The following is a 17,964-nucleotide window of genomic DNA, read 5'->3' on the forward strand; positions in this document are numbered from 1 at the left end:
CCGGGTGTCCGTAATCGGGGCTCCGCCCCGTGGTGGTGGGGGCTGGTTCCGGATCGCGGGCCCCAACCGGTGCGGCCATGCCGGTTGCCGCCCGGGGGCCGCGTGGCATGCTGGTCGCGGCGTCCGGGCGGGCTGGTGTCGGCTCGGCTGGGTGCCGTAGGACCGAGGGCAGGGGAGGGGCGGGCCCGTCCGGGGCGGGGTCCGGGGCGGAGCCCCGGGTCTGGGAAGGGGCGGGTAGGGGACAAACTCCCTCGGACGCCCCCGCTTGCTGCCTGGGGGCCGCGCAGCGTGCCGATCGCCGCGTCCCGGTGGGTGGGCCGCAACCGGGGCCCCGTGGGGCCCCGGTTGCAGGGAAAGGGCGAACCCCGCTCGGGTGTTACGCCTTGCGGAGGCGGAACGTGAGGCCCAGGGCGCTGTCCTCGAAGGGTGTGCCGTAGGCGGCGTCGGCCTCGCCGGAGGCGAAGTCCGTGGCGAGGACCTCGTCCGCGATCAGCCCCGCGTGGTCGGTGAGGGCCTGGCGGAGGTCGTCGTCGGACGACTGCCAGCGCAGGGCGATCCGGTCGGCGACGTCGAGCCCGCTGTTCTTACGGGCCTCCTGGATCAGCCGGATGGCATCCCGCGCCAGCCCCGCGCGCCGCAGCTCCGGGGTGATCTCCAGGTCGAGGGCGACCGTGGCGCCGGAGTCCGAGGCGACGGACCAGCCCTCCCGCGGGGTCTCGGTGATGATGACCTCGTCGGGGGAGAGGGGGACCGTCTCGCCGTCCACCACGACCGACGCCGTCCCCTCGCGCAGGGCGACCGACAGCGCGGCGGCGTCGGCTTCCGCGATGGCCTTGGCGACCGGCTGGGTGCCCTTGCCGAAGCGCTTGCCCAGGGCACGGAAGTTGGCCTTGGCGGTCGTGTCGACCAGCGAGCCGCCGACCTCGTTCAGCGCGGCGAGCGAGGAGACGTTCAGCTCCTCCTCGATCTGGGCGCGCAGCTCGGGGCCCAGCTTCTCGAAGCCGGACGCGGCGACCAGCGCCCGCGACAGCGGCTGGCGGGTCTTGACGCCGGACTCGGCACGGGTGGCCCGGCCCAGCTCCACCAGGCGCCGTACGAGCGCCATCTGCGCCGAGAGGGCCGGGTCGATCATGGCCTGGTCGGCCTCCGGCCACGAGGTCAGGTGGACGGAGTCGGGGGCGCCCGGGGTCACGGGGACGACCAGGTCCTGCCAGACCCGCTCGGTGATGAACGGGACCAGCGGGGCCATCAGCCGGTTGACCGTCTCGATGACCTCGTGGAGGGTGCGCAGCGCGGCCGCGTCGCCCTGCCAGAAGCGGCGGCGCGAGCGGCGCACGTACCAGTTGGACAGGTCGTCCACGAACGCGGACAGCAGCCGTCCGGCGCGCTGGGTGTCGTACGCCTCCATGGCCTGGGTGACCTGCTCGGTGAGCGTGCCCAGTTCACCCAGCAGCCAGCGGTCCAGCATGGGGCGCTCGGCCCGGGCCGGGTCGGCGTCGGACGGCGCCCAGCCCGTGGTGCGGGCGTACAGGGCCTGGAAGGCGACCGTGTTCCAGTAGGTGAGCAGCGTCTTGCGCACGACCTCCTGGATGGTGCCGTGGCCCACCCGGCGGGCCGCCCACGGCGAACCGCCGGCGGCCATGAACCAGCGCACGGCGTCGGCGCCGTGCTGGTCCATGAGCGGGATCGGCTGAAGGATGTTGCCCAGGTGCTTGGACATCTTCCGGCCGTCCTCGGCCAGGATGTGACCGAGGCAGACCACGTTTTCAAAGCTCGACCGGTCGAAGACGAGCGTGCCGACCGCCATCATCGTGTAGAACCAGCCGCGGGTCTGATCGATGGCCTCGGAGATGAACTGCGCCGGGTAGCGCTTCTCGAAGACCTCCTTGTTGCGGTACGGGTAGCCCCACTGCGCGAACGGCATCGAACCCGAGTCGTACCAGGCGTCGATGACCTCCGGCACCCGCGTAGCCGTCAGCGAGCAGCCGTCGGCGGGGCAGGCGAAGGTGACCTCGTCGATGTACGGGCGGTGCGGGTCGAGCCCGGTCTGGTCGGTGCCGGTCAGCTCGGACAGCTCGGTGAGCGAGCCGACGCAGGTCAGGTGGTTCTCCTCACAGCGCCAGATGGGCAGCGGGGTGCCCCAGTAGCGGTTGCGGGAGAGCGCCCAGTCGATGTTGTTGTTGAGCCAGTCACCGAAGCGGCCGTGCTTGACCGAGTCCGGGAACCAGTTGGTCCGCTCGTTCTCCCGCAGCAGCGCGTCCTTGATCGCGGTGGTGCGGATGTACCAGGACGGCTGGGGGTAGTAGATCAGCGGGGTGTGGCAGCGCCAGCAGTGCGGGTAGCTGTGCTCGTACGCCAGGTGCTTGAAGAGCAGCCCGCGCTCGTCCATGTCGCGGACCAGCGCCTCGTCGGCCTTCTTGAAGAACTGGCCGCCGACCAGGTCCAGCTCCTCCTCGAAGGTGCCGTCCGTGCGGATCGGGTTGACGATCGGCACGCCGTAGGCGCGGCTGCTCTTGAAGTCCTCCTCACCGTAGGGCGCCTGGTGGACCAGTCCGGTGCCGTCCTCGGTGGTGACGTAGTCGGCGTTGACGACGAAGTGGGCGTCGGGGATCTCGACCAGCTCGAAGGGGCGCTGGTACGTCCAGCGCTCCATCTCCGCACCGGTGAAGCTCTGGCCCGTGGTCTGCCAGCCCTCGCCCAGCGCCTGCTCGACCAGCGACTCGGCCACGACCAGCTTCTCGTTGCCGTCCGTGGCGACCACATAGGTCACCTCGGGGTGGGCGGCGACGGTGAGGTTGGCGACCAGCGAGAACGGGGTGGTCGTCCAGGCCAGCAGGGACGCCTCGCCCGCCAGCGGGCCGGAGGTCAGCGGGAAGCGTACGTAGACCGAGGCGTCGACGACGGTCTCGTAGCCCTGCGCCAGCTCGTGGTCGGACAGGCCGGTGCCGCAGCGCGGACACCAGGGGGCGACCCGGTGGTCCTGGACCAGCAGGCCCTTGGTGAAGATCTCCTTGAGCGACCACCACACCGACTCGACGTACTCGGGGTCCATCGTGCGGTACGCGTCGTCCAGGTCGACCCAGTAGCCCATGCGCTGGGTCAGGTCGGCGAAGGCGTCGGTGTGCCGGGTCACCGACTCCCGGCACTTGGCGTTGAACTCGGCGATGCCGAACGCCTCGATGTCCTTCTTGCCGCTGAAGCCCATCTCCTTCTCGACCGCCAGCTCCACCGGCAGGCCGTGGCAGTCCCAGCCCGCCTTGCGGGCGACGTGGTAGCCGCGCATGGTGCGGAAGCGGGGGAAGACGTCCTTGAAGACTCGGGCCTCGATGTGGTGGGCGCCCGGCATGCCGTTCGCGGTCGGCGGGCCCTCGTAGAAGACCCACTCCGGCCGGCCCTCGGAGTGTTCGAGGGTACGGGCGAAGATCTTGTTCTCCCGCCAGAAGTCGAGCACGGCATGCTCGAGGGCGGGCAGGTCGACCTGGGCGGGCACCTGGCGGTACTGCGTCATCGGAACACGTCCTCCGGCGGATACGTCTCGTCGTTTCCGTCGGAGGGACGAGAGCCGTCAGCGCTCCCGCGGTACCACCCTCCTTGGCCGCGAGCAGTGCGCTCCCGGCCCCCTCATTAGGGTCGCGATGCCGGTTCTACTGGCCCTGTGCGGGTGTTCTTCCGGCGGCTCCGGGGTGATCCTTCGCATCGCGCTCGCCCCCGGGCTCACACCGTCCCCGGGTCGCTCGTGGCCGCCTACGACGCTACTCGTCCCCATCCATGCCTTTCGCTGCGCCCAGTGTACGGGGCCGGACGGACCGCGGCCGACCGCTTTTCACCGCTGCGCCGAGTGGGGGACGGGCCGGTCCTGAGATGACCCGAATGCCGATACGCCGGGTGCTTCAGTCCGGGAGCCGTCACACGTCACTCTCCGGTACCGGTTCCCGGCCGGATTACCGGGCGGCGGGTGGGGCACAACGGTGGAGACCGGGTTGCCGTACGGGCAAGCCGGGCGAATCGGGCGGCGTGCCCCGTTGCCGCGTGCCCGGAGTCGATTTATCGTTCCGGAACGATTCGCGAGCAAGATCACAATATGTGAAGGGGCCGCGGCCATGGTGGCGAGGAAGACCGCCGTGCAGAAGAGCACGGCGAAGGCGACGAAGGCCGCGTCCGCGAAGAAGAGCGCCTCGGCGGGCAAGGCCACATCGGCCGCCGCGCAGGACGAGAAGGCCACGAAGGTCACGAAGAAGGCGGCCGCCAGGACCGCGGCCGCCAAGAAGAGCGCGGCCAAGAAGACGACGAAGACCACGACGACGAAGACCACGAAGACCACGGTCAAGAAGGCCACGGCCAAGAAGACCGCGTCGGCCGCACCGGCCAAGAAGGCGGTGCCCGCGAAGAAGACGGGAGCCAGGAAAGTGGTTGCGAAAAAGACCCCGGGCGGTGCGTCGACCGCCAAGCAGGCCGCGCCGTCGTTCCCGCCGTCCGGCGTGCCCAAGGCTCGGGTGCCGGGCGCGCCCGTGGACCCCGCCGAGCTGGCCGTACGCCCTGGTGAGGACCCCTGGTCGGCGGAGGAGGTGGAGGAGGCGCGCACCGAACTGCTGACCGAGGCCGGACGGCTGCGCACCGAGATCCTGGCCTCCGAGGAGGCGATCACCGGGCTGATGCGCGACTCCGGCGACGGCGCGGGCGACGACCAGGCCGACACCGGGACCAAGAACATCACGCGCGAGCACGAGATGGCGCTGGCCGGGAACGCCCGCGAGATGCTGCTCCAGACCGAGCGCGCCCTGGAGCGGCTGGACGCCGGGACGTACGGCCTGTGCGAGAACTGCGGGAACGCGATCGGCAAGGCCCGGATGCAGGCGTTCCCGCGCGCCACCCTTTGTGTCGAGTGCAAGCAGCGTCAGGAGCGCCGCTGACCGTCCGCACGCCTGTGTCGTACCCTCGTCTGAGCCAGGGGGAGACTGGCCCGGACGATGAGGGACACACGTTGACAGAGGCGGAGCAGGCCATCGGTACGCCAGACGCGGGGAAGGCCGAGGAGGGCGCCGGGACCAGCGCCGCCGGTGCCGCGTCCGGCGCCGGGAAGAGGCGGCGGATCGGGGTGCTGATCGCGGTCGCCGCGTTCGCGTACCTCCTGGATCTGGGCAGCAAGCTGGCCGTGGTCGCGAAGCTGGAGCACCACGCTCCGGTCGAGGTGATCGGCACCTGGCTCCAGCTGGAGGTGATCCGCAACCGCGGCGCCGCCTTCGGCATGGGCGAGGCGATGACCATCGTCTTCACGGTGATCGCGGCCGCGGTGATCGTGGTGATCGCGCGGCTGGCCCGCAAGCTCTACAGCCTGCCGTGGGCCATCGCGCTCGGGATGCTCCTCGGCGGCGCCTTCGGCAACCTCACCGACCGGGTCTTCCGGGCGCCCGGCGATCTTCAGGGCGCGGTCGTGGACTTCATCGCGCCCGCCCACTTCGCGGTCTTCAACCTCGCCGACTCGGCGATCGTATGCGGCGGCTTCCTGATCGTGATCCTGTCGTTCCGCGGCCTGGACCCGGACGGCACGGTCCACAAGGACTGACGCGCGGCTGCCGCGGGGGCCGGTGTCCGACGGGCGTACGAACCGGTCCGCGCGGTCCGTCATACTCGACGGGTGAGTACGATTCCCGAGATCCGCACCCTGCCCGTACCCGACGGACTGGAGGGCGAGCGCGTCGACGCCGCGATCGCCCGCATGTTCGGCTTCTCGCGGACCAAGGCGGCCGAGCTGGCCGCCGCCGGGAAAGTCCAGGTCGACGGCAGCGTCGCCGGAAAGTCCGACCGGGTCTCCGGCGGGGCCTGGCTCGAGGTCGAGATGCCGCAGGCCGCGGCGCCGGTCCAGATCGTCGCCGAGCCCGTCGAGGGCATGGAGATCGTCCATGACGACGACGACATCGTGGTCATCGCCAAGCCGGTCGGTGTCGCCGCCCACCCCAGCCCCGGCTGGAGCGGCACGACCGTGATCGGCGGGCTCGCGGCCGCGGGCTTCCGCATCGCCACCTCGGGCGCCGCCGAGCGCCAGGGCATCGTCCACCGGCTGGACGTGGGCACCTCCGGACTCATGGTCGTCGCCAAGTCCGAGCGCGCGTACACCCTGCTCAAGCAGCAGTTCCGGGAGCGTACGGTCGAAAAGCGCTACCACGCGCTGGTCCAGGGCCACCCCGACCCGCTCAGCGGCACCATCGACGCGCCGATCGGGCGTCATCCGCAGCACGACTACAAGTGGGCCGTGACCGCGGACGGCAAGCCGAGCGTCACCCACTACGACCTCATCGAGGCATTCCGCGCCGCCAGCCTCCTCGACATCAAGCTGGAGACCGGGCGCACCCATCAGATCCGGGTGCACATGTCGGCCCACCGCCATCCGTGCGTCGGCGACCTCACCTACGGGGCCGACCCCACGCTCGCCAAGCGGCTGAAGCTGACCCGGCAGTGGCTGCACGCGATGCGGCTGGGCTTCGAGCACCCGTCCGACGGCAGCTGGATCGAGTTCGAGAGCCCCTACCCGGACGACCTCCAGCGGGCGCTGGACATCGTGCGGGCGGAGAGCGCATGAGCATGCCGTACACGATCGAGATGGTGACCGACGGCGACCTCACGGACTGCCATGCCGTGCGCCGCGAGGTCTTCGTGGTCGAGCAGGGCATCTCCGTGGAGGAGGAGATGGACGCGTACGACGCGCACGCCGTCCACCTCCTGGCCTCCTCGGCGGGTCGCCCCGTGGGCACGGTCCGCTTCCTGCACGGCGCGGCCGCCGACAAGAAGTACGGCCGCGCCGGGGTGAACGGCGCCACCACCGCCGCCCTCGGCCGCCTCGCCGTGACCCCCGCGGCGCGCGGCACGGGGCTGGGCGCCGCGCTGGTCCGGGCCGTCGAGGCGGAGGCGGGACGGCGCGGGCTGTCCCAGGTCTACCTGGAGGCGCAGACCCACGCGCTCGCGTTCTACGAGCGGCTGGGCTACGAGGCGTTCGGGCCCGAGTTCGACGAGGGCAGCGGCATTCCGCACCGCGCGATGCGGCGGGCGCTGTAAAGCGCTGAGCCCTTAGCTCTTGCGGAAGCCGTTGTCGAAGCGGGCGAAGTGGTCCTCGCGCCCGGGGGCGGAAGGCGTGGGCGCCGGGGCGGGCACCTCGGCCTGCACCGCGGGCGCGGTCGCGATCCGCGGCAGCGCGTACGGATGCTCCTCCCGCAGCCACGTGATCATCTGCTCCCGCACCTCGCACCGCACCGTCCACGCGTCGTCGGAGTCCCGCGCGGTCACCAGCGCCCGCACCACGATGGTGCTGGGGCTGGTGTCGGTGACGACCAGGCTCCAGTCCCGGCCGTCCCAGGCCTTGGACGCCTGCACGATCTCGCGCAGCTTCGTCCGCATCTCCTCGATCGGGGCGTGGTGGTCGAGGTGGAAGAGGACCGTTCCGGTCTTCTGGGTGCCGCCGCGCGACCAGTTCTCGAACGGCTGGCCGGTGAAGTACGACACCGGCATGGTGATCCGGCGCTCGTCCCAGGTCCGTACGGACAGGAACGTCAGGGTGATCTCCTCGACCGTGCCCCATTCGCCGTTGACCACCACCGTGTCGCCGATGCGCACCATGTCGCCGAAGGCGATCTGGAGACCGGCGAAGAGGTTGCCCAGCGTCGACTGGGCGGCGACACCGGCGACGATGCCCAGGATTCCGGCGGACGCCAGCATGGACGTCCCGACGGCGCGCATCGCGGGGAAGGTCAGCAGCATCGCCGACGCCGCCACCACCCCGACCACCGCGGCCACCACCCGCTGGATCAGCGTGACCTGGGTGCGCACCCGCCGCACCCGCGCCGCGTCGTGCGCGCTGGCGGCGTAGCGGGAGTACGAGGACTCCACGATGGCCCCGGAGCCCCGGATCACCAGCCAGGCGGTCGCCGCGATCAGCACCAGGGTGAGCAGCCGGCCGATCGCCGTCTGGTGCGCGGTGATGGCCTCCGCGTCGATCGTCTCGTACGAGCCGCGCAGCAGCGCCGTGCACACCGTCACCTGGAGGGGCAGCCGACAGCCGCGCAGCAGGTCCCACAGCGGGGTCTCCGGGTGCCGGGCGTCGATCCGCCGCAGCAGCCAGTCGGCTCCCCAGCCGATGAACACGGTGATGGCGAGGGAGCCGCCGATGACAATGACCGGACGCAGCACGTCCTCCATGAAGATCTTCCTCGTCCTTCCGCCGGAGGTTCTGGGTTCCGCCTTCCCGGGCCGTACCTGGCACGATGGGCGAAGCGCGTTCCACCCACTAGGAAGTGACCACTGTGACCCGTTCCCCGATCCTGCTCCTCCATTCCATGTACGGACTGCGGCCCGCGGTGCACGCGGCCGCGGACCGGCTGCGCGCCGCGGGGCACGAGGTGCACGTACCCGATCTGTACGAGGGGCGGACGGCGGACACCGCCGAGGAGGGCATGGCCCTCAAGGAGGAGATCGGCGCGGACGAGCTGCTGAAGCGGGCGGTGCGGGCCGCGGCGCCCGTCTCGGACCGCGGTCTGGTCTACGCGGGCTTCTCGCTCGGCGGCTCGATCGCGCAGAACCTGGCGCTGGCCGACGACAAGGCGCGCGGGCTGCTTCTGCTGCACGGGACGTCGGACATCGCCGACGACACCACGACCGACGAGCTGCCGGTGCAGCTGCACGTCGCCCGACCCCGACCCGTTCGAGCCGCACGACTGGCTGAACGCCTGGTACCTGCGGATGGGGCGGGCCGGGGCCGAGGTGGAGGTCTTCCGCTATCCGGGGGCCGGGCACCTGTACACCGACCCGGAGCTGCCGGACTACGACGAGCAGGCCGCCGAGGCCACCTGGCGGGTGGCGCTCGGCTTCCTCGACGAGGTGGGGTAGTTCACGCCACCGGCTGGGAGGCTCGCTCGACGCGCTGGGTGCCGGAGCGGGTGCGGTAGGACCGGGTCCAGGACGCGGTGGCGTGCGGGTCGGCCTTGTCGGAGACGGCGTAGTAGTCCATCTGGGCGCGCTCGGCGGTGACGTCGAGCACGCCGTACCCGTGGGCGTCCATGTCCAGCCACTTCACATGGCGGTTGGCGGCGCGGAGGGCGGCGGCCGCGGCCAGGGAGACGGTGTGCGCCGGTACGTGGAGCAGATCGTCCAGGTTGTCGGAGGTCACCGAGGTGACCACGAACTCGGTCGCGGCCGAGTCCGAGAGCGGATAGGTCGCGGCCTTCACCGGCACGTCGTTGGCCCAGGCCATGTGGATGTCACCGGTGAGGAAGACGGTGTTGCCGATGGCGTTCCCGGTGAGATGGGCGAGCAGCTCGCGCCGGTCGTCGGTGTAGCCGTCCCACTGGTCGGTGTTGATCGCCAGGCCCTCCTTGGGCAGCCCGAGGAGTTCGGCCAGCGGGGCGAGTATCTCGGCGGGGAGCGCGCCGAAGGCGACCGGCGAGATCATCACTGAGTTGCCCACCAGCCGCCAGGTGGTGTCCGAACCGGAGAGCCCGGACTTGAGCCAGTCGAGCTGGGCGCGCCCGGCGACCGTGCGCTCCGGGTCGTCCACCGCGCCGCTGCCCACGCCCACCTGCTCGGAGCGGAACGAGCGCAGGTCGAGCAGGTGGAGGTCGGCGAGGGTGCCGTAGCGCAGCCGCCGGTAGGTGGTGCCCTCGGTGGAGGGACGCACCGGCATCCACTCGAAGTACGCCTGCTTGGCGGCGGCCATCCGTGACGCCCAGGCGCCCTCGGTGCCGGGGGTGTGGTTCTCGGCCCCGCCCGACCAGGCGTCGTTGGCGAACTCGTGGTCGTCCCAGATGGCGATCATCGGCACCGCGGCGTGCAGCGCCTGGAGGTCGGCGTCGGTCTTGTATCTGCCGTGCCGGGTGCGGTAGTCGGCGAGGGTGACGATCTCGTGGGTGGGGGCGTGCTGGCGGACGACGTTCTTCTTCTCGGGGTATTCGCCGCTCTGGTACTCGTAGATGTAGTCGCCCAGATGCAGGATCGCGTCCAGGTCGGTGCGGGCCGCGAGATGGCGGTACGGGGAGAACCAGCCCGATTCCCAGTTGGCGCAGGAGACCACGCCGAAGCGGATCCCGGGGGCCACGGCGTCGGCGGCCGGTGCGGTTCGGGTGCGGCCCACCGGGGAGTACGCGCCGCCGTCGGCGCGGAAGCGGTAGAAGTAGCCGGTGGCCGGGCGCAGTCCGCGCACATCGGCCTTGACGGTGTGGTCGGCCGAGGCGGTGGTCTTCGCGGTGCCGTGCGCGACGACCGTACGGAACTCCTGGTCCGTGGCGACCTCCCAGCCGATCTCGACGGCCGGGCCGAGTCCCGAACCGGGCACGGCGTCCGGGGTGGGAGTGACGCGCGTCCACAGCAGGACGCCGTCGGGCAGCGGATCGCCGGAGGCGACGCCGTGCAGGAAGGCGGGTCCGGTGGCGGCGTGGGCGGCCGGCTGGGCGGCCAGCGGCAGCAGGGCGGCGGTGGCCGCTACGGCCGTGACGGCGCTGCGGCGGGATATGTGGTTTTTGGCGTCGGTCACGGCCGACGAGATTACTGGCAAGTAGCCCCGAACGGCAGGGCTTCCGGGGGAAGTTCGCCCATGTGTCGCCGCGGGGCCACCGCCGGGTCGGCGGGCGTGCCCCCGGGATGTTCCCCAGGGGGCACGCCCGCGCGGACCGGGCGGTGCGGTCCCGGCGGTGCGGGGCGGTTACTTCTTGAGGTTCTGCTGGACGAGCGGGGTGAACTGGTCCGGCGTCATGGGCGGATTCTTCTGGGGGGTCTCCAGCACCTTGCCGTTGAGCTTGAAGGCCGGGGTGCCGTCGACGTCCTTGGCCTTGTTGAAGGACGCCGACATGGCCAGCGCCCACCGGTCGTACGTGCCCTTCTTCACGGCCTTCTCGAAGGCCGCGTTGTTCTTCAGCTCCTTGACCTGCTGGGCGACGTCGAGCAGCTTCTGGTCGTCGGCGAAGGCGTCGTCGGTCTCCTCGGGGTGGTTCTTCGGGGAGTACAGCGCCGTCTTGTAGTCCAGGAAGGCCTGCGGGCTCACGTTGAGCGCCGCGCCGAGCGCGCTCAGGGCGTTCTTCGAGCCGGCGCCGGGCATCTGCTTGTTGTCATCGAGGAAGGTGCCCATCGTGAACTGCGCCTTGTAGGTGCCGTCCTTGATGTCCTTGAGCACGGTCGGGCCGGTGAACTTCTCGAACTGGGCGCAGACCGGGCAGCGCATGTCCTCGTAGACGTGGAGGGTGTTCTTGGCCTTCTTGTCGCCGATGACGACCGTGGTGCCCTGGGCGCCGCTGGTGTTGGCGGGCTTCGCCATCGTCTTCTTCTCGGCCGCCGTCCGCCACTTCTGGTTGACGTTGTCCGTGTTCATGTTGGTGACGGCGTAGCCGATGCCGCCGGCTATCGCGAGGACCGCGAGGACCGCGCCGCCCACGAACAGCTGGCGGCGCATCCGCTCCTTCTTGGCCTGACGCTCACGCTCGGCGCGCAGCCGCTCACGCGCGGCCTGCTTGTTCTGGTGGCTATTGCGGTTGCTCATGATTGATCGATCTCCGTCGTTCTACGTCGGTCTGTAGTGCGTACGTGGAAGGGAAACGCTGTGCTCAGGCGGCGACTGAGCAGGGCGGTCCACGTCGTACGACGGAGTGCACCAAAAGGGGGAGCGCGGGGGCCGGACGCGCCGGGCGTATCGGCAGCGCGGCCGGGGTCCGCGGCCGCAGGGCCGAGGTGACCACGGCGACGGCCAGCAGCAGCGGCCGGAAGGCGAAACCGGCGAGGGCCCACAGCAGCCGCCCGAAGGCGGCCTCGCCGCGGCGGAGCCAGGCCGAGGCGATCAGCCCGATGGCCACGTGGGCGGCGAGCAGCAGCCAGGGGGTGGCGGAGCTGACGGCGGCGGACAGGGGAGTCCCGCCCCCCGGATGGGTGATCCCGGCCAGCGGGGTGCCCACGTCACCGCTGCGGCAGAGCAGGTCGACGCCCAGGGAGCGCAGGGGCCCGGCCACCGGGCCGCCGGACTGGCCGTAACAGGCGTCCTGGCCCGTGGTGAAGATCGTGTCGGCGGCCAGTTCCAGCGGGACCAGCAGGGCGGCGATGCCCCAGAAGCTCCGCTCCCGGCCCGCGAGGGCGTAGGCGAGGGCGAAGACGGCCACCGAGAGCACCGCGACCGTGGACAGCGGCAGCGGGACGCGGGAGAGCAGCACATGGGACGCCGAGGACAGGGTGACGCACAGCGCCGTGAAGAGCGCCGCGCGCAGGGCCCTCAGCCGGGGCCCGGTGCCGCCCGTACCGGCGGTGCCGCCCATGCCGTCCATAAGGTCGGATTGTGCCACGTTCGCCTGTAGGAGTGACATCAAGAGGGGCCGTCGGGACCGCGGGGTGCCGCTTGGCGGGCACCCCGCGGAGGGCTCACAGCCCCGGGATGCGGCCGTTGCGGAAGAGGTCCACGAAGATCTGGTGGTCGGTGCGCGCCTGGGTGCCGTAGGTGTGGGCGAAGTCCACCAGCAGCTCCGCGAAGCCGTCCTCGTCGGCGGCGATCACCGCGTCGATGGCGCGCTCGGTGGAGAAGGGCACCAGCGAGTGGCCGCTCTGGTCGTCGGCGGCGGCGTGCATGGTGGCCGTGGCCCGCCCGAGGTCCGCGACGACCGCCGCGATCTCGGCCGGGTCGTCGATGTCGCTCCAGTCCAGGTCCACCGCGTACGGCGAGATCTCGGCGACCAGCTGCCCGGCCCCGTCCAGCTCGGTCCAGCCCAGCCACGGGTCGGCGTGCGCCTGGAGGGCGCGCTGCGAGATCACCGTGCGGTGGCCCTCGTGGTGGAAGTAGGCGCGCACCTGCTCGTCGGTGATGTGCCGGGAGACCGCCGGGGTCTGCGCCTGCTTCATGTAGATCACGACATCGTTCTCCAGGGCGTCGCTGTTGCCCTCCAGGAGGATGTTGTACGAGGGCAGCCCGGCGCTGCCGATGCCGATGCCCCGGCGGCCCACGACGTCCTTGACGCGGTAGGAGTCCGGACGCGCGAGACTGGACTCGGGAAGCGTTTCCAGATAGCCGTCGAAGGCGGCCAGCACCTTGTAGCGGGTCGCGGCGTCCAGCTCGATGGAGCCGCCGCCCGCCGAGAAGCGGCGCTCGAAGTCGCGGATCTCGGTCATCGAGTCGAGCAGCCCGAAGCGGGTCAGCGAGCGGGCGACGCGCAGCGCGTCCAGCAGCGGGCCCTCGGCGGTCTCCAGCGTGAAGGGCGGCACCTCGTCGTTCTTGGCGCCGGTGGCCAGGGCGTGGATCCGCTCGCGGTAGGCGGCGGCGTAGATGCGCACCAGCTCGGTGATCTTCTCGTCGCTGAGCGCCTTGGTGTAGCCGATGAGCGCGACGGAGGCGGCGAAGCGCTTGAGGTCCCAGGTGAAGGGGCCGACGTAGGCCTCGTCGAAGTCGTTCACATTGAAGACCAGGCGCCCGTTGGCGTCCATGTAGCTGCCGAAGTTCTCGGCGTGGAGGTCACCGTGGATCCACACCCGGCTGGTGCGGTCGTCCAGGTACGGTCCGCCGGCCCGCTCGCGCTCCACGTCGGAGTAGAACAGGCAGGCCGTGCCGCGGTAGAAGGCGAACGCCGAGGCGGCCATCTTCCGGAATTTCACCCGGAAGGCGGCCGGGTCGGCGGCGAGCAGCTCGCCGAAGGCGGTGTCGAAGACGGCGAGGATGTGCTCGCCGCGCTGTTCCGCCTGGGTCTGCTGGGTCGACATCGCGGAGCGCCTCCTGGGGCATGGGGATTACGGCGTGGTGACTCTTACGACAGGGTGTTTTTCGTCCCGTACGACATACGTTCCGACGTACGCGACGGGACGGAGGATCCCGACAGGATCAACGCCTGAGGCTACTCGCCCGTGCCCGTCCGCTGTCAGTCCGGAGGGGTAACCTTCGGTCCTGTCCCACCCAGCTGTCATCGACCGTTCGCCGGAGGTCTGCCACCGTGACCAAGCCGCCCTTCACGCACCTGCATGTCCACACCCAGTACTCGCTGCTGGACGGTGCGGCGCGGCTCAAGGACATGTTCAACGCCTGCAACGAGATGGGCATGACGCACATCGCCATGACCGACCATGGCAACCTGCACGGTGCGTATGACTTCTACCAGCAGGCGACGTCCGCCGGGGTCACCCCGATCATCGGCATCGAGGCGTATGTCGCGCCGGAGTCGCGGCGCTACAAGCGACGGGTCCAGTGGGGCCAGCCGCACCAGAAGCGCGATGACGTCTCCGGTTCCGGTGGTTACACCCACAAGACCCTCTGGGCGTCGAACAAGACCGGTCTGCACAACCTCTTCCGGCTCTCCTCCGACGCCTATATGGAGGGCTACTTCGTCAAGTGGCCCCGGATGGACAAGGAGACCATCGCCAAGTGGTCCGAAGGGCTGATCGCCTCCACCGGCTGCCCGTCCGGTGAGCTCCAGACCAAGCTGCGGCTCGGCCAGTTCGACGAGGCGGTGAAGGCGGCCTCCGAATACCAGGACATCTTCGGCAAGGACCGTTATTTCCTGGAGCTGATGGACCACGGCATCGAGATCGAGCGCCGGGTCCGGGACGGGCTGCTGGAGGTCGGCAAGAAGCTGGGCATCCCCCCGCTGGTCACCAATGACTCGCACTACACCTACTCCCGCGAGTCCGTGGCGCACGACGCGCTGCTGTGCGTCCAGACCGGCAAGAACCTCTCCGACCCGGACCGCTTCCGGTTCGACGGCACCGGGTACTACCTGAAGTCCACCGAGGAGATGTACGCGATCGACTCCTCGGACGCCTGGCAGGAGGGGTGCCGCAACACCCTCCTGGTCGCCGAGCAGGTCGATGCCACCGGCTGGTTCGAGAAGCGCGACCTGATGCCGCGCTTCGACGTGCCCGAGGGGTACACCGAGGTCACCTGGTTCCAGGAGGAGGTCCGCAAGGGGATGGCCCAGCGCTTCCCCGGCGGCGTTCCCGAGGACCGGGAGAAGCTCGCCGCGTACGAGATGGACGTCATCATCCAGATGGGCTTCCCGGGAAAACTTCCTCGTGGTCGCCGACTTCATCATGTGGGCCAAGAACAACGGCATCGCGGTGGGCCCCGGCCGAGGCTCCGCGGCCGGTTCGATCGTCTCGTACGCCCTGGGCATCACCGACCTCGACCCGGTCGAACACGGGCTGATCTTCGAGCGGTTCCTCAACCCCGAGCGCGTGTCCATGCCCGATGTCGACATCGACTTCGACGAGCGTCGGCGCGGTGAGGTCATCCGGTACGTCACCGAGAAGTACGGCGCCGACAAGGTCGCCCAGATCGGTACGTACGGCACCATTAAGGCCAAGAACGCCATCAAGGACTCGGCCCGTGTGCTCGGCTATCCGTACGCGATGGGCGACCGCATCACCAAGGCCATGCCCGCCGATGTCCTCGGCAAGGGCATCCCGCTGTCCGGCATCACCGACGAGAAGCACCCCCGCTACAGCGAGGCGGGCGAGGTGCGCGGGATGTACGAGAACGAGCCGGACGTGAAGAAGGTCATCGACACCGCGCGCGGTATCGAGGGCCTGGTCCGTCAGATGGGCGTCCACGCCGCGGGCGTGATCATGTCCAGCGAGACGGTGACCGACCACGTCCCGGTGTTCTCGCCGAAGAACGACGGCCAGGTCGTGACCCAGTGGGACTACCCCACCTGTGAGTCGCTGGGCCTGCTGAAGATGGACTTCCTCGGCCTGCGCAACCTCACCATCATGGATGACGCGGTCAAGATGGTGCGCGCCAACAAGGGCGTCGACCTGAAGATGCTCGACCTGTCGCTGGACGACCCCAAGACCTTCGAACTGCTCTGCCGCGGTGACACCCTCGGCGTCTTCCAGTTCGACGGCGGCCCCATGCGCTCCCTGCTGCGCATGATGAAGCCCGACCACTTCGAGGACATTTCCGCCGTCTCGGCCCTCTACCGGCCGGGCCCGATGGGCATGAACTCGCACATCAACTACGCCCTGCGGAAGAACGGCCAGCAGGAGATCACCCCGATCCACCCCGAGCTGGAGGAGCCGCTCAAGGAGGTCCTGGGCATCACCTACGGCCTCATCGTGTACCAGGAGCAGGTGCAGAAGGCCGCCCAGGTGCTCGCGGGGTACTCGCTCGGACAGGCCGACCTGCTGCGCCGTGCGATGGGCAAGAAGAAGCAGGAGGTCCTGGACAAGGAGTTCGTGCCCTTCCAGAAGGGCTGCCGCGAGCGCGGGTACTCCGACGAGGCCATCCAGGCGGTGTGGGACGTGCTGGTCCCGTTCGCCGGGTACGCGTTCAACAAGGCCCACTCCTCCGCGTACGGCCTGGTCACCTACTGGACCGCGTACCTCAAGGCCAACTACCCCGCCGAGTACATGGCGGCGCTGCTGACCTCGGTCCGTGACGACAAGGACAAGTCGGCGGTCTACCTCAACGAGTGCCGCCGCATGGGCATCAAGGTGCTCACGCCGAACGTCAACGAGTCCGAGGCCAACTTCACCGCCCAGGGTGACGACGTGATCCTCTTCGGCCTGACGGCCGTCCGTAACGTCGGTCAGAACGTGGTGGAAGCGATCATCCGCGGCCGCAAGTCCAAGGGGAAGTACAGCTCGTTCCCCGACTACCTGGACAAGGTCGAGGCGGTCGTCTGCAACAAGCGCACCACGGAATCGCTCATCAAGGCGGGCGCCTTCGACGAGATGGGCCACACCCGCAAGGGCCTCACCGCGCACTACGAAACGATGATCGACAACGTGGTGGCGGTGAAGCGCAAGGAGGCCGAGGGGCAGTTCGACCTTTTCGGCGGCATGGGCGGCGAGGGCGGTGACGGGGAGGCGCCGGGCTTCGGGCTCGACATCGAGTTCTCCGACATCGAGTGGGACAAGGCGTATCTGCTCGCCCAGGAGCGCGAGATGCTCGGGCTGTACGTCTCCGACCATCCGCTCTTCGGCATCGAGCACGTCCTCAACGACAAGGCGGATGCCGCCATCTCCCAGCTCACCGGCGGTGAGCACGCCGACGGGGCGATCGTCACCATCGGCGGCATCATCTCCGGCCTCCAGCGCAAGATGACCAAGCAGGGCAACGCCTGGGCCATCGCGACCGTCGAGGACCTGGCCGGATCCATCGAGTGCATGTTCTTCCCGGCCACGTATCAGCTGGTCTCCACCCAGCTCGTCGAGGACGTCGTCGTGTTCGTCAAGGGCCGCCTCGACAAGCGGGAGGACATTCCGCGGCTGGTCGCCATGGAGATGATGGTCCCCGACCTGTCCGAGGCGGGCGCCAACGCCCCGGTGACGATCACCATTCCGACCGTCAAGGTCACCCCGCCGCTGGTCGAGAAGCTCGGCGAGGTGCTGACCCACCACCGCGGTTCGACCGAGGTGCGGATCAAGCTGCAAGGGGCGCGCAAGACCACCGTGCTGCGGCTCGACAAGCACCGGGTCACCCCCGACCCGGCGCTCTTCGGTGACCTCAAGGTGCTGCTGGGAGCCTCCTGCCTGGCAGGCTGAGCACCAGGCCATGAACGTGTGAGGGGCGCGCCCGGCAGCCGGGCGCGCCCCTCAACGGGTTCTGGGCGGCGGGTCAGTTGTGGCCGAAACTCTTCTGGCGGTTCTTGCGCGCCGTCGAGGGGGTGCCCTCCGGCGGCATCTGCGGGGACTGCGCCTCCATCGAGGACTGCTGCGACTGGTCGGCCTGACCGCGGTTCTGCTGTTGCTGCTGCTTGCGATCGCGGTTCTTGTTCTTACCCATGGTGGTGTGCCTCCAGTTGGGATCAGCCCCCGGGAAGAAACAGTGACACGCCTTGGTGACCCGTGCATTTCGGGCAATTACCGTGAGTGAGAAGGGCGGTCTTGCCCAGGAGGGCGTATCCGCCACGCCGGTGATCCAGTTCGGACTGATAACCCCCGTACGGTCGGGCAGACTCGAAGGGAGGACCAAGAGGACCGAGAACAGATCCGGGGCACGGCTGTGTCGGGGGGCGACCGACGACTGGA

At 69.9% G+C, this 17,964-nt stretch carries 11 protein-coding genes and 2 pseudogenes; 6 read left to right on the plus strand and 7 right to left on the minus strand.

Features of this window, described 5'->3' with window-relative positions; all coding sequences use genetic code 11:
- Positions 1-376: 376 nt before the first annotated feature.
- Entirely contained in the window at positions 377-3,508 is a 3,132-nt protein-coding gene (gene ileS, locus SSOG_RS33350) for an isoleucine--tRNA ligase (RefSeq protein WP_009718669.1), read from the minus strand.
- Between the two features lie 592 nt (positions 3,509-4,100).
- On the opposite strand from ileS, the gene SSOG_RS33355 reads away from it, so the two are divergent.
- From SSOG_RS33355 to SSOG_RS33370, 4 genes are all read left to right on the plus strand, one after another.
- Positions 4,101-4,910 (plus strand): TraR/DksA family transcriptional regulator, encoded by an 810-nt coding sequence (locus SSOG_RS33355; RefSeq protein ID WP_039939283.1) that lies wholly within the window; start codon positions 4,101-4,103, stop codon positions 4,908-4,910.
- Positions 4,911-4,981: 71 nt separating this feature from the next.
- Positions 4,982-5,563, plus strand: a complete 582-nt coding sequence (locus SSOG_RS33360; protein ID WP_009718671.1) for a signal peptidase II — start codon at positions 4,982-4,984, stop codon at positions 5,561-5,563.
- 72 nt (positions 5,564-5,635) lie between these two features.
- Entirely contained in the window at positions 5,636-6,577 is a 942-nt protein-coding gene (locus SSOG_RS33365) for an RluA family pseudouridine synthase (protein WP_009718672.1), read from the plus strand.
- Complete coding sequence (locus SSOG_RS33370; protein ID WP_009718673.1) at positions 6,574-7,050, plus strand: GNAT family N-acetyltransferase; 477 nt, start codon at positions 6,574-6,576, stop codon at positions 7,048-7,050. Before SSOG_RS33365 ends, SSOG_RS33370 begins: the two co-directional genes overlap by 4 nt.
- A 12-nt stretch (positions 7,051-7,062) precedes the next feature.
- Here the strand turns inward: SSOG_RS33370 and SSOG_RS33375 are convergent, their stop codons facing one another.
- Complete coding sequence (locus SSOG_RS33375) at positions 7,063-8,187, minus strand: mechanosensitive ion channel family protein (RefSeq protein ID WP_009718674.1); 1,125 nt, start codon at positions 8,185-8,187, stop codon at positions 7,063-7,065.
- A 137-nt stretch (positions 8,188-8,324) separates the two neighbouring features.
- On the opposite strand from SSOG_RS33375, the pseudogene SSOG_RS33380 reads away from it, so the two are divergent.
- Positions 8,325-8,874, plus strand: a pseudogene (locus SSOG_RS33380) (dienelactone hydrolase family protein).
- A gap of 1 nt (position 8,875) precedes the next feature.
- On the opposite strand, the gene SSOG_RS33385 reads toward SSOG_RS33380, so the two are convergent.
- The 4 genes from SSOG_RS33385 to SSOG_RS33400 form a co-directional block, all read right to left on the minus strand.
- Positions 8,876-10,513, minus strand: coding sequence for an alkaline phosphatase D family protein (locus tag SSOG_RS33385; RefSeq protein WP_009718676.1), 1,638 nt, complete (start codon positions 10,511-10,513; stop codon positions 8,876-8,878).
- A gap of 168 nt (positions 10,514-10,681) precedes the next feature.
- Positions 10,682-11,512, minus strand: a complete 831-nt coding sequence (locus tag SSOG_RS33390) for a thioredoxin domain-containing protein (RefSeq protein WP_009718677.1) — start codon at positions 11,510-11,512, stop codon at positions 10,682-10,684.
- 64 nt (positions 11,513-11,576) lie between these two features.
- Entirely contained in the window at positions 11,577-12,275 is a 699-nt protein-coding gene (locus SSOG_RS33395) for a membrane protein (RefSeq protein ID WP_009718678.1), read from the minus strand.
- Between the two features lie 103 nt (positions 12,276-12,378).
- Positions 12,379-13,704 (minus strand): DUF2252 domain-containing protein, encoded by a 1,326-nt coding sequence (locus SSOG_RS33400; protein WP_009718679.1) that lies wholly within the window; start codon positions 13,702-13,704, stop codon positions 12,379-12,381.
- Positions 13,705-13,931: 227 nt separating this feature from the next.
- Here SSOG_RS33400 and dnaE point away from each other — a divergent pair.
- Positions 13,932-17,478, plus strand: a pseudogene (gene dnaE / locus SSOG_RS33405) (DNA polymerase III subunit alpha).
- Positions 17,479-17,551: 73 nt separating this feature from the next.
- Here dnaE and SSOG_RS54150 read toward each other — a convergent pair.
- Complete coding sequence (locus SSOG_RS54150) at positions 17,552-17,719, minus strand: hypothetical protein (RefSeq protein WP_167542526.1); 168 nt, start codon at positions 17,717-17,719, stop codon at positions 17,552-17,554.
- Positions 17,720-17,964 lie beyond the last annotated feature (245 nt).

It is taken from the genome of Streptomyces himastatinicus ATCC 53653 (assembly GCF_000158915.1).
GTDB classification, from domain to species: domain Bacteria; phylum Actinomycetota; class Actinomycetes; order Streptomycetales; family Streptomycetaceae; genus Streptomyces; species Streptomyces himastatinicus.

What these genes read in the sequence shown, in the direction of transcription:
- ileS (WP_009718669.1), bottom strand. Translation starts at nt 3,508, where the DNA reads ATGACGCAGTACCGCCAGGTGCCCGCCCAGGTCGACCTGCCCGCCCTC.
- SSOG_RS33355 (WP_039939283.1), top strand. Translation starts at nt 4,101, where the DNA reads ATGGTGGCGAGGAAGACCGCCGTGCAGAAGAGCACGGCGAAGGCGACG.
- SSOG_RS33370 (WP_009718673.1), top strand. Translation starts at nt 6,574, where the DNA reads ATGAGCATGCCGTACACGATCGAGATGGTGACCGACGGCGACCTCACG.
- SSOG_RS33375 (WP_009718674.1), bottom strand. Translation starts at nt 8,187, where the DNA reads ATGGAGGACGTGCTGCGTCCGGTCATTGTCATCGGCGGCTCCCTCGCC.
- SSOG_RS33390 (WP_009718677.1), bottom strand. Translation starts at nt 11,512, where the DNA reads ATGAGCAACCGCAATAGCCACCAGAACAAGCAGGCCGCGCGTGAGCGG.
- SSOG_RS33395 (WP_009718678.1), bottom strand. Translation starts at nt 12,275, where the DNA reads ATGGGCGGCACCGCCGGTACGGGCGGCACCGGGCCCCGGCTGAGGGCC.
- SSOG_RS33400 (WP_009718679.1), bottom strand. Translation starts at nt 13,704, where the DNA reads ATGTCGACCCAGCAGACCCAGGCGGAACAGCGCGGCGAGCACATCCTC.
- SSOG_RS54150 (WP_167542526.1), bottom strand. Translation starts at nt 17,719, where the DNA reads ATGGGTAAGAACAAGAACCGCGATCGCAAGCAGCAGCAACAGCAGAAC.